12 protein-coding genes are annotated in these 10,808 nt (G+C 73.5%); 2 read left to right on the plus strand and 10 right to left on the minus strand.

Features of this window, described 5'->3' with window-relative positions:
• The first annotated feature begins 1 nt into the window (after position 1).
• The gene (locus ABT360_RS04170) at positions 2–631 is read left to right on the plus strand and encodes a hypothetical protein (RefSeq protein ID WP_351810313.1); all 630 of its coding nucleotides are present in this window, start codon (positions 2–4) and stop codon (positions 629–631) included.
• Here the strand turns inward: ABT360_RS04170 and ABT360_RS04175 are convergent.
• The 9 genes from ABT360_RS04175 to ABT360_RS04215 are packed head-to-tail and all read right to left on the minus strand — an operon-like array spanning position 611 to position 9,267.
• Positions 611–1,357 (minus strand): maleate cis-trans isomerase family protein, encoded by a 747-nt coding sequence (locus tag ABT360_RS04175; protein WP_351810315.1) that lies wholly within the window; start codon positions 1,355–1,357, stop codon positions 611–613. The genes ABT360_RS04170 and ABT360_RS04175 overlap by 21 nt on opposite strands.
• Entirely contained in the window at positions 1,354–2,022 is a 669-nt protein-coding gene (locus ABT360_RS04180; RefSeq protein ID WP_351810318.1) for a hypothetical protein, read from the minus strand. The genes ABT360_RS04175 and ABT360_RS04180 overlap by 4 nt, the downstream gene beginning before the upstream one ends.
• A complete protein-coding gene (locus ABT360_RS04185) occupies positions 2,019–2,825 on the minus strand; it encodes an SDR family NAD(P)-dependent oxidoreductase (RefSeq protein ID WP_351810321.1) in 807 nt (268 codons plus the stop codon). The genes ABT360_RS04180 and ABT360_RS04185 overlap by 4 nt, the downstream gene beginning before the upstream one ends.
• Positions 2,822–3,796, minus strand: coding sequence for a hypothetical protein (locus ABT360_RS04190; protein WP_351810324.1), 975 nt, complete (start codon positions 3,794–3,796; stop codon positions 2,822–2,824). Before ABT360_RS04190 ends, ABT360_RS04185 begins: the two co-directional genes overlap by 4 nt.
• Positions 3,793–4,545: a hypothetical protein gene (locus tag ABT360_RS04195; protein WP_351810327.1), complete on the minus strand. Its 753-nt coding sequence runs from the start codon at positions 4,543–4,545 to the stop codon at positions 3,793–3,795. Before ABT360_RS04195 ends, ABT360_RS04190 begins: the two co-directional genes overlap by 4 nt.
• Before the next feature lie 2 nt (positions 4,546–4,547).
• Positions 4,548–5,708, minus strand: coding sequence for an aromatic ring-hydroxylating dioxygenase subunit alpha (locus ABT360_RS04200; protein ID WP_351810330.1), 1,161 nt, complete (start codon positions 5,706–5,708; stop codon positions 4,548–4,550).
• A 42-nt stretch (positions 5,709–5,750) separates the two neighbouring features.
• Positions 5,751–6,722 carry an alpha/beta hydrolase family protein gene (locus tag ABT360_RS04205; RefSeq protein WP_351810333.1) on the minus strand — a complete coding sequence of 324 codons (972 nt, stop codon included), beginning with the start codon at positions 6,720–6,722 and terminating at the stop codon, positions 5,751–5,753.
• Positions 6,719–7,546 (minus strand): hypothetical protein, encoded by an 828-nt coding sequence (locus ABT360_RS04210; RefSeq protein ID WP_351810336.1) that lies wholly within the window; start codon positions 7,544–7,546, stop codon positions 6,719–6,721. Before ABT360_RS04210 ends, ABT360_RS04205 begins: the two co-directional genes overlap by 4 nt.
• Positions 7,543–9,267, minus strand: a complete 1,725-nt coding sequence (locus ABT360_RS04215; RefSeq protein ID WP_351810339.1) for a nitrilase-related carbon-nitrogen hydrolase — start codon at positions 9,265–9,267, stop codon at positions 7,543–7,545. Before ABT360_RS04215 ends, ABT360_RS04210 begins: the two co-directional genes overlap by 4 nt.
• Before the next feature lie 105 nt (positions 9,268–9,372).
• Here ABT360_RS04215 and ABT360_RS04220 point away from each other — a divergent pair, with 105 nt between their 5' ends.
• Positions 9,373–9,666, plus strand: a complete 294-nt coding sequence (locus ABT360_RS04220; protein WP_351810342.1) for a Dabb family protein — start codon at positions 9,373–9,375, stop codon at positions 9,664–9,666.
• 40 nt (positions 9,667–9,706) lie between these two features.
• Here ABT360_RS04220 and ABT360_RS04225 read toward each other — a convergent pair whose 3' ends face one another.
• Positions 9,707–10,726: a hypothetical protein gene (locus tag ABT360_RS04225; protein WP_351810345.1), complete on the minus strand. Its 1,020-nt coding sequence runs from the start codon at positions 10,724–10,726 to the stop codon at positions 9,707–9,709.
• Positions 10,727–10,808 lie beyond the last annotated feature (82 nt).

Below are 10,808 nucleotides of genomic sequence, written 5' to 3' on the forward strand. Positions count from 1 at the left end.
CGTGTACTCGTCGGCTCTGGCGGTGGTCGCCGTCCTGGAAGTGGCACTCGCCGCCGTGGCGCTGCGCGGTCCGCGCCCGGGGCGGGGGATCGCGCTGCTCGGCTGCGCCCTGGCGTACGACTCGGCCGTCGCCGCCGCCGGTACGGTGCTGGGCCACGGCCCAGCGCTGGAGACGCTCAGCACCGGCCGGTACGTCGTCCACGCCGTGCTGACGCCGCTGGTGGTGCCGTGCGCCGCGATGCTGGTGAGCGGCGGCCGCGCGGTGGTGGCCGGGGCGTGGGGAATCGCCTGCGTGCTGGCCCTGTCCGCGAGTTGGGCCACTCTGCCGGGGCTGGAGCTCGCACCGCGCCACTGGGCGGACACCGTGCGGTACGCGGACGCGGAGCCCGGCGGAGTCCCGCTCGCGGCGGTCACGGCGATGGTCCTGCTGCTGGCGGCGGGAGTGGTGCTCTGGCGACGTCGAGGCGTGCCGTGGCTCGCCCTGGGAGCGGTGGCCCTGTTCGTCGCCGCGGCGGCGGCCGTGGCCGTACCCCCGCTCGGCAACGCGGGGGAGGCGCTGATGCTGGCCGGTCTGGTCGCCGCACTGCGCGACGACCGCTCCCGTGCCGGATCAGTGCTCGCGCAGCAGTGACCCGGCGCCGTACACCTTGTCCTCGATCCCGTTGTCGCGCAGCGCCATCCACCAGGTCGCGGCGTTGATGGCGATCACCGGGAGACCGAGCCACCGTTCCGCCTCGTCGGCGAGCGACACCATGGACAGGTTGGTTCCGCACTGGACCAGCGCGTCCACCCCGTCGAGCGCCGCCAGGGCGGTCAGCGCCTGGCGGAGCCGGTCTTCCCCGACATGGGCGATGGAGACCGCCGTCGGGCAGCGCAGGCCGGTCACGCCCGCGACCTCGAAGCCGAGCTCGCCGAAGAAGCGCCGTACGTTCGCGTCCCCGACCGGCTGGTAGGGCGTCAGCACCCCGATGCGCCGGGCCCCGTACAGGCGCAGCGCGCGCTCGCACGCCTCCGCGCCGGTGGCCACCCGGAGCCCGGTGATGTCATGGATCTGCTTCACGAAGGCACGGTTGCCCGCCACCCCGCCCCAGAACGTCTCGGCGGACATGCCCATCACCATGGAGTCGGGCTCGCAGGTGAGCACCCGCTCGCAGGCGGCGCCGATCTCGTCACGTATCTGTTCCAGCAGCCGCTCCATGCCCGCGTCACCCGCCATGTTCTGGTCGCGGATGTGGATGCGGGAGAAGTGGGCGGTCACGCCCGGCACCGTCATCCGGTAGAAGTCCGGTTCGACGACGGTGTTCGTACTGGGTGCGATGACGCCGAACGTGCGGCGCCAGCCGAGGGCGTCGGTCACAGGGGCACCTTCCGGACGGAGGGGAGGGACGAGGCGGACAGGCGCCAGGCCGCGTACAGGAGGGCGGCCTGCGTGAGTGTGTTGCAGGACTGCTCCACCCACTGGAGGGCCACGCTCTGGTCGGGCCGGGTGGCGAGCGGGCCGAGCGCGTACGTGCCCAGCAGCCACAGACCGGTGGCCGTGGCCGCGCGGGGCTCCCCGGCCGAGCGTGCCAGCAGGATCAGCCGTACGCCGCAGACCGTCACCGCGGCGACCGTGAGCACCATGAGGGGCAGTGTCGAGCGGAGCGCGAGGGAGCCGGCGGCGGCCGCCGTCCACGCCACGGCGAAGCCCCACAGCGGGGGCAGCCGGTGTTCGCCGGGACCGTCGTGGAGAGGCATGCTCAGCAGCGCGTGGGCGAGGAGCAGGAACCCGAGCGCCAGGAGCGGGAAGAGCGCCTTGTTCAGGGGCTGGATGTCGGGTCCGTCCAGCGCGACGGTGAGTTTCCAGCCGGCCTTCGACAGGCCGCCGGCGAAGACCAGGGCGGCGCCGGTGGCCGCGACGGCACGGGCGCGTGGGGCGGCGCGGCCGATCGGCACCACCAGCCGTGCCGCCGCGACACCGGTCAGCACCACCGGTACGAAGTCCTCCAGGGCGAGCGCGACGGGGTAGTCCACCGCGCTCACCGACCCGGGAGGGTCTCGGGGAGGACGTCGCGGCGCCGCAAGGCCGCCGTGGCGAACCGCGCGGCCGCCCTGCGGCGGGTCAGCCAGGCCACGCGGCCCCCGTTGCGGGTGCGGTCGGCGAGCACCCGGTCCGCGAGCCACGGGGTCACCGTCTCCACCCGGTCGGCCAGGATGTTGAGGACCGTGCGGGCCTTCGCGTACTGCTCGGGGGTGTATCCATGGACGAGCAGGTCGGTCACGAGCATCCCGGGGGACAGGCGCAGCGCCCTCACGTCGTGCGGGTGTGCGCGGGCCCGTTCGTCGAGGTCGGCGGCGACGGCCCGCGTGAGGTAGGTGACCGCGCTCTTCGTGGCGCCGTACGCGCCGAGGCCGGGCAGTGTGCGCCCGTCCGAGCCGAAGCCCTCCATGTTCCACAGCCGCCCCCGCCCCTGGCCGAGGAAGCCGGTCACCGCGACGGCCGAACCGTGGGCCGTGCCGAGCAGGTTCGTCGCCGCCACCGCCTCGACGTCCGCGGCGGACAGTTCCCACAACGGGCGCCGGGGCGCGGCGGCACCCGCGTTGTTGATCCAGACGTCGACCCGTCCGAACCGCTCGTACGCGGCGTCCCACAGCACCTGCACCTGCGCCCGGTCGGTGACGTCCGCCACCTGCCCCAGCAACCGGTCCGCCGGACCGGGCAGGGCCTTCACCCCTCCACGGCCGCACAGCGCCACACGGCAGCCGCGCGCGAGGAACGCCCGCGCGAGCCCGAGGCCGATCCCGCGCGTACCGCCGGTGACCACCACGACCGTGCCGCCGCTCACGACTCCGCCTCCCACGTCAGGACACCGTGCAGCACGGCGCTGAGGACGTTGCCGCCGAACAGCTCGTACGTGACGGCCAGCCGCCCGCCCGCCGACATGCCGGCCGTGGCGTCGAGGGCGAACTCCCGCCCCCTGACCCGGTGCACGCCCCGTACGCCTTCGCCCGTGAAGTGCCACAGCGGGAAGTTGGCGCGGCCGAAGGCCTGGGCGCCGCCCCAGGCGTCGGGGCCTTCCCAGAACTCGCGCGTCCCGTCCCGCCGCCGCACCACGGTGAACGCCCGGTCGGCCCCGCCACCGGTCCAGGTGACACGGTGCTCGGTGCGGAGCAGGTCCAGCGGGGTGAGCCGGTGGACGATCCGGACCGTGCCCAGCGGCTTCTGGTCCGCTCCCCACAGCTCGCAGTCACCCGCGTAGCGCCCCGCCCGCTTGGTCGGCAGGATCCATGGGACGGGGCCGTTGGCGGTCTCGGCGTCCCGGTGCGCGGAGACGGCCCGCCGGGTGTCCGGGTTCGTGTCGTGGTCCGTGGTCCGCACATAGAGGCCGTTGAAACAGCCGATGACCGTCCAGCCCTGGTACAGGACCGAGGAGTAGACCTGGGTGGTGCCACCGGGGAGCACGTGGTTCCAGGTGTTCAGGCCCACCTGCCAGCCGGGGCCGTAGTAGTGGGCGTCGACGAAGCCGCCGTACGGCTGCCCGCTGCCGTGGAAGTCGGGCCCCTGGTAGCGGCGGTTGTCGTCGGCGTCGCTCACCGCGAACGCGAAGGGTGCGGCGAGGCGGAAGCGGCCCGCGAGCGGCCCGCCGCCCGTGAGGCCGCCGTCCATGCGGTAGACGGTGGCGCCGTCCTCGAAGTCGGACGAACGGCGGATGTCCTCGTAGCCGCACCAGGTGCCGTGGGCGTCGAAGAGGGACGGGCGGCCGTGCCACTCGCCCGTGATGCGCTGCTGCCAGGCGCTGGGGGAGACCTGGGTCATCGCGTCCCCTCCGGGTGGCCGGTGATCAGCAGGTGTCGCAGCCGGTCCGTGGTCGCGGATCCGAGCAGCCGGTCCACCCTGCCCCACACCGGGTCGATCTCCCGGCTGAACAGCGCGGTGCGCAGCCGCCGGTCCCGTTCGGGCAGGTCGGTGCCGGCGAGTTCGCGGGCCGCCTCGGCGGGCATCGCGGCGGCGAGCGACAGCCAGTGGTCCGCGTACTCCTCCACGATCGGGCCCATGGCGCGCAGGGCCGCTTCGTCGGCGCGGTGCACCAGCATCCACGGGGACATCAGGGACCGTTGGCGCGGGCCGACGGCCGCGGCGGTGAGTCCGGGGATGTCGGCGGCGCGGGCGTGGGGCTTGGTGAGCGGCCCGTACACGGTGTCGGTGTACACGGGATGGGCGGCCAGGTCGGCGCGCTGCACCAGGTCCAGGTGGAAGGCGTACGCACCGCCCGCGTACACCGAGTCCAGTGTGAAGTGGGGCAACGGGCCGTCGTCCGCGCCGAAGGCGAACACCATGTGGCTGTCCAGTCCCGCCGCGGGCAGCACCAGCCCGATGTACACCACCGACGCGACGGACGGCCGGCCGCCGGTGAAGTACCGCACGCGGCCCACCGGTCCGGGGGACGCGGGACCGCGCAGGGTCGCCCACTCGGTGGCCCGCTCGCTCACCCCCGTACCGGCGACGAGCCGGTCGAGGATCAGGGCCGACAGCTCGGCGGACGGGGACAGCGCCGCTTCCGACATGATCACTCGCTCTCGACGGTGGGGTGGAATCCGTGCGCCTTCTGCTCCCAGGCGCGCGCGAACTCGGGGATGTCCCCCCGACCCGGTGAAGGGATCACGGTGGCGGTGCGTGCGGGGACGTCGCCCGTGATGCGGTCGGCGTCACCGACCATCCAGCCCTTCGCGGCCAGTTCCTGACGCCTGCGGCGGTACGCCACCGAGATCAGGTCCGACCGCAGGTGCAGCTCCGCGCCCAGGTCGGCGGGGAGCAGTTCGGGGCGGGTGCCGTCCACGACCGGTGCGTCCTGGCCGAAGATCTTCAGGACTCGCTTACGGGTGTTGCCGTCGGCCCACGCCCCGGTGAAGAAGTCCCGCAGAGCCACCCACTTCACCAGGGTCGTCGTCTCGTCGACGGGGATGTTGGTGTCGTAGATGACCATGCTGCCCAGCGGCAGCCGCACATGCAGCTTGATCAGGTTCGGCAGCATCCAGCCCGCCGTCGTCACCACCGGCGGCCGGTCCTTCGCCCGTGCCCCGCGGTCCGCGTACAGCCTGGCCCACAGCCCCTTGGCGGTGGGCGGACGCAGGGCGACGGTCGCGAACGCCGACCACTGGTCGGGCTGTTCCAGCGTGTACTCCTCGACCTCCGGACGGTCGGGGTTGCCGAAGGAGCCCGCGTGGACGAACGGGGTGTGCGCGATGTCGCAGCCGTTCTCCAGCACCCGCTCGTAGTTGGAGCGCCACAGGTACTCACCCCTGACCGCCCTGAACCGCCCACCGTGCTCGACGAGGTCGTCGAACTCGGGCCAGACGGGGATCGGCGGCCGCTCCTCGGGCGGCAGGTCGCCGAGGAACACCCACACGAAACCGTACTTCTCCTGTACGGGGTACGAGTCGACCCGCGCCTTCCTGGGAATGCCCCGCCCCGGCTGGTTGGCCGGGACGAGGGTGCACGCCCCGTCCGCGTCGAACCGCCACCCGTGGTAGGGGCAGACCACGCAGTCACCCGCGAGAGTGCCGCCGGACAGGGCCGCGCCCCGGTGCGCGCACAGGTCGGACAGGGCGACGGGGCGGCCCTCGCCCGTGCGGTACAGCACGAGCGACTGGCCCAGGCACACCACTTTGCGGGGCGTGCGCCCGACGCGGTCGGCGAACTCGACCGCGTACCAGAAGTTCTTCAGCATGCGTGCCGCTCCTCGGAGTCGAGTCGGGGGGTCAGCGGGACTTCAGCGGCGACGCACCAGGGCGAGGCCGGGATGGGGCGGGGTGAGCAGGGACACCAGCGCGCCGCGGGCGGCGGCGTCGCCGCGGAGATGGGCGGCGCAGAAGAGCGTGACGAGCCGGGCCAGCAGGGCCCGTGCCGAGTGCTGGGCCCCGCCCGGCCGTTCGAGGAACCCGCGGGCCGTGGTCGGGTCGTGCGGATCGCAGGGGGTGAAGTGTCCCGCGCCGGTCAGCCGCGCCCACACATGCGCACCGTCCGCGTCCCGCAGGGCCTCGGTGAAGGTGCGCTCCACGGGATCGGCCGCGCCCTCGCCCCCGTACCGGTCGGTGCTCGCGGCGATCACGCCGTCGGTCTCGCCGGACAGCAGCAGGACCGGCGCGGTGCCGCTCACCGGCAGCACCGTGCCGGGCGGCCAGCCCAGCATCGAGGCCACCAGCGTATGGGCGCCGTACGTGAAGACCGCGCGGACGCCCGGCGTGAACCCGGCGGACTGCAACGCCACCGTGCCACCCGCCGAATGCCCGCCCAGCGCGACGCGGTCCAGGTCCAGCAGCCCGGCCAGGGGAGGCCGGTCGGCGAGCTCGCCCATCGCGGCGAGCAGCGCCGCGACGAGCGGGGTGGTGGGCCGGGAGCCGTACCCGGAGGGGGAGGCGGCGTCCAGGTCGATGGCCGGGGTGAGGCCGTGGCTGCCGGCGAACAGCTCACCGACCAGGTCGGCCGTGACCGTGACCAGCCCCTTCCCGGCGAGGGCGATGGCGAGCCAGCGGTACGCGTCCTGGCCGACGTTGATACCGGGCAGGAGCAGGACGACGGGGTAAGGGGCGCGGGACGGATCGGCGGGGACCTCGCCGCTCAGGCGTTCGGCGTCGGAGCCCGTGTGCCGGGCGGGGTAGAAGACACGCAGGTGGGCGGTGTCGAACGGTTCCTTGAGGCCGGGCACCCGGCGGGCCCACCACAGGGACCGGACCTGGCTCATGACACAGGTCCTCCGGGCCGGGGCGACTGACGGTCCCCGCCCCACAGGGCGCGGACCAGCCGTTCGGTGGCCTCCTCACCGAAGTACCGCACGCCCATGACGTTGGCGGGGTCGCGTTCGGCGATGTTGCGGCGGGTCGCCAGGTCGGCGGCGGCAAGCGCGGCCCGCTGCTCCTCCGGTACGGGCTCCGCCTCGTCCACCCACCCCAGCCACCGGTCCACGTGCGCGTGCGCCAGCCGCCGCACGAGGGCGACATGGTGTTCGTCACGGGGCATCGAGTAGCAGTACGCGGTGGGGGAGAGGCTCGCCCGGATGAATCCGGCGCGGCTGGTGAACCACGACAGCTCCGGGTTCTCCTCGCGCACGGACAGCCATTCCCGCGCCACGGGCTCGTAGTAGCGGTCGTAGTAGTCGCCGTCCGCGAGCAGGTTCGTCCGGGGTACGGAGTCGAGGTAGAACCAGCCGCCCGGCCAGCAGAGCAGGGCGATGCCCAGGTGCGGGACGCGGATGTGCGGACCGAGCCAGACGGTCAGGTGGAGATTGGCGAAGCCGCGGGTGGGGTTGCCCAGCCAGGAGTGCACCATCCAGTCGATCTCCGGGCCGGAGTAGGCGGCCAGCGAGCCGCCGGGGCTCTCGGGCGGCGAGCCGTAGGTGTCCAGCTCCTTGGTGGAGGGATCCCGGTGGAGCTCGAAGCGGACGTCGATCTTCGCCTTCAGTTCGGTGAGCAGCGCGCGCCACTGCTCGAAGGTGTCGGTCACGTCGGTGGCCGGGGCGTCGTCCGTCATGTCCTGGACGGACTTGAGGGTTCCGACGGTTTCGTTCACGCTGCTCCTCCTGGGCGTGCGGCCGATACGAGGGCCTCGGCGAGGTGCCAGGGACGCCCGTCGACGAGGTCGGTTCCCCGCGAGACGAGCCGGTGGGCGGCCTGGGCCGGCCGTATCGGGGCGAGGGTGAGGCGGCCTTCCGCCGGGGTGGTGTGGGGGTGGCTGATCCGGCCGTCGAAGGGTGCCTCGCGCGTCTGCCACAGACCGAAGTCACGGGGCAGGCAATGGATCGCGCCCGTGGCATGACCGGCCGCCACGACGTTCATCCGGTTCTCGGCGCCGCGCTCCGGCAGGCCGAGGGCGCTCTCCCAGGGCTCCGTCCCGGTGAAGCAGACGGCTGCTGTGTCCGCCCCGGCGAGCGCGGCGAGCCGGAAGGTCTCCGGGTAGAGGCTGTCGTCGCCGACGACGACCGCGACCCTGCCCCACGGCGTGTCGTAGGTGCCGAGCCGTGACCCGGGCGGTCCGTCGGACCAGGCGGCGTGCCGCGCGCTGCGGTGCAGCTGAGGCTGCATGAGCACCGGGCCGCCGGCACGGATCAGGTACCCGGTGTGGACGCCCTCGTGGGGGAGCGTGCAGGCGAGGTACGTGTCGGTGCCGGCGAGCGCGCCGGCCAGCGCCGCCAGTGCCTCCTTGGCCAGGGTCTCGCGTTCGCCGGCCGTCTCCCCGGCGACCCCGCCGGGGAAGCAGAACAGCTCCGGTACCACGACCAGGGACGCCCCACGGGCGGCCGCCCGCGAGGCCAGCTCCGCCGTCTCGGCCACCGCGTCGCGCGGTTCGGCCGCGCCGGGACGTACGACGGCGGCCGTCGCCTCGTCGGCCCGCCGGCCCGCGAAGTCCGGCGCCGGGCGGGGCCGGGCCGCGATGGGGGCGTACAACGCGGGCCGGCGGGCGGCGAAGACGTCCGTGCCGTCCGGGCGCCGCTTGTCGTCGGCCCGCGCCGGTTCGATGTCGGCGACGACGACGGCCTCCCCCGTGCGCGGGGCGCGGGCGACCACGGTGCCGTCCGGGGCGACGATCCGGCTCTCCCCGGCGCCGTGCAGCGCCTCGCGGGGCACCCCGAGCCCGGCGGCGACGGCGTCGGCGTGCTCGTCGGGCAGCAGGGGGCCGACCTTGTTCGCGGCGACGACCCAGACCTTGTTCTCCGCCGCGCGCACCGGGATGTGCAGCGAAGCCTCGTCCACGGCGAAGGAGTTGAGGCTGTTGAGGAGCACCTGGGCGCCGCGCAGGGCGAGCCCCCGGCACACCTCGCTGATCACACCCTCCATGCACGCGTACAGGCCGAGCCTGCCGAGCACCGTGTCCACCACCGGCCCGGCGTCGCGCCCGGGGTCGAGGTGGTCCCTCTCGCTGCCCATCAGGACCTGCTTGTCCGCATGGGCGACGAGCGCGCCGTCGGGGCCGTACAGCAGGTTCGCCGCGGTGATCCGTTCTCTGTCGGCGGTGGACAGGGTGACATGGAGTTTGACGAACACGCCGTGCCGCTCGGCCGCCGCGGCCACCGGTGCCAGGAAGTCGTCACCGGGCCGGCACGCCATGCGCAGCGCGTGCGCCCGGTCGCCGTACCAGGACAGGTGGTTGCAGAATTCCGGCAGCACCACCAGGCGCGCGCCGCGTCGCGCCGCCGTGTCGATCGCGCGGAGGCAGGCGGCCAGGTTGGCCCGGCGGTCGGTGCCGACGGCGAACTGGGCAGCGGCGACGCGCACGGTGACGCCCTTGTCCATGACAGGCTCCCCTGGTTCCTCTAGCGGAACAGCGTTTCCCAAACATACACTCGGGTGCCACCCCGCGACAGGGGTCGGGAGCGACGACCGACCGGAGGTTCCGCCGTGCTCACCCACGTCGTCCTGATGAGGTTCACAGACCCGGCCGATGCCCCCGAGGCGAAGAGGCGACTGGAGCAACTGCCCTCCCTGGTCCGCGAGATCGAGTCGATGTGCGTCGGCCTCGACGTCACCGGGTCGGCCGTCTCGTACGACCTGTGCCTGACCACCCGGCACGCCTCGGCCGCCGCACTCGCCGGGTACCGGAGTCACCCAGCGCATCGCGCGCTGGGTGACTGGTTGCGGCCGCGGCTCGCGGACCGGGTGACGGTCGATTACGAGCAGGCCGCCGGTGACTGACGACCCGTCCGCCGTGGCGCGTCGAGGAGGTGCGGCGGGTTCAGGAAGTGCGGCCCGTCAGGGTCTGGATGGTGCCCGCGGCGAGCAGGGACGCGTAGTACGCGCCACCGGGGTACAGGTCCGCGGTGCGGCCGCCGGTGAAGGCGTCCTTCGCCCAGCCGACCGCGAGGGTCTGGAGCGCCGACACGTTCTTCTGCTGCGGCGTGCCGCACATCAGCGTGCCGGCGTTGTCGGTGGAGGAGCCCTCGGCGTCGGTGTGGGCGCCCGAGGTCAGGCGTACGCCGACGAAGGGGCGCGGCAGGAGCTGCTGGAGCGCGGTGGTGCCGCTGCCGCTGTTGTTGCAGCTGTAGCCGGGGGCGGAGACGGTCAGGATGGGCAGGGACGTCGTCGCCAGCTGGGACAGTGAGGCGTCGGTGTTGTTCCCGATGAACGACTTCACCGGGTCCAGCAGCACCAGGCCGCGCACCTTGGCGAAGGCGGCCGGGTGGGAGGACCGCAGTCTCTGTGTCACGTACTCCGCCGCTTCCGCGCCCGCGGAGTGGCCGGAGAAGACGAACGCGGTCGGCAGTGCGCCCAGATCGGTGCGGCCGGCCCGGCTCCTGGCCGACGCGTAGCTGCGGGCCAGCTGGGACGAGGCGTTGTCGGCGGAGGCGAACCAGGTCGCCACGTTGTCGAGGAACGGTTTGTTGTTGCCGATGTTCTGGAGCGTGCAGCCGAACATGTCGGCGCTGCGCAGGGTCGGGGCGAACACCAGGTACCCGGCTGCGGCGTAGCGGCCGGCCAGGTCGGTCATGTGGTTGTTGGCCCGGGAGAAGCCGTGCTGGAGCCAGATCAGGCCCTTCGGGGCGCCGGACGCGGCGGCGGATGGGAAGTACCAGTCGGCGGACTGGCGGTAGGTGAAGGCCGCGCACGACACGTCGACGGTGGTCGACACCTTGGTGACGGCGGACGCGGAGTGGGCGGTGGCGGACGCGGAGTGGGCGGTGGTGGCCGGGACGACGCCGAGGAGCAGGGCGGCCAGTGCCGGAACGATCACCTTGCGCAGAGCGGGCAGGTGCATTCGAGCCTCCAAGGGCGGGCAGCAGTTTCCCTTGAGGAAACGAAGTTTCTGCTCGCGATACGGGGATGACAGCGGAGGCGAC

The sequence above is a fragment of the Streptomyces sp. NPDC000229 genome, assembly GCF_040300825.1.
Lineage (GTDB): Bacteria > Actinomycetota > Actinomycetes > Streptomycetales > Streptomycetaceae > Streptomyces.

Bases quoted from the DNA above. Each gene is read 5' to 3' on its own strand.
- ABT360_RS04205 (WP_351810333.1), bottom strand. From the start codon at position 6,722: ATGAGCCAGGTCCGGTCCCTGTGGTGGGCCCGCCGGGTGCCCGGCCTC.
- ABT360_RS04225 (WP_351810345.1), bottom strand. From the start codon at position 10,726: ATGCACCTGCCCGCTCTGCGCAAGGTGATCGTTCCGGCACTGGCCGCC.
- ABT360_RS04200 (WP_351810330.1), bottom strand. From the start codon at position 5,708: ATGCTGAAGAACTTCTGGTACGCGGTCGAGTTCGCCGACCGCGTCGGG.
- ABT360_RS04190 (WP_351810324.1), bottom strand. From the start codon at position 3,796: ATGACCCAGGTCTCCCCCAGCGCCTGGCAGCAGCGCATCACGGGCGAG.
- ABT360_RS04215 (WP_351810339.1), bottom strand. From the start codon at position 9,267: ATGGACAAGGGCGTCACCGTGCGCGTCGCCGCTGCCCAGTTCGCCGTC.
- ABT360_RS04195 (WP_351810327.1), bottom strand. From the start codon at position 4,545: ATGTCGGAAGCGGCGCTGTCCCCGTCCGCCGAGCTGTCGGCCCTGATC.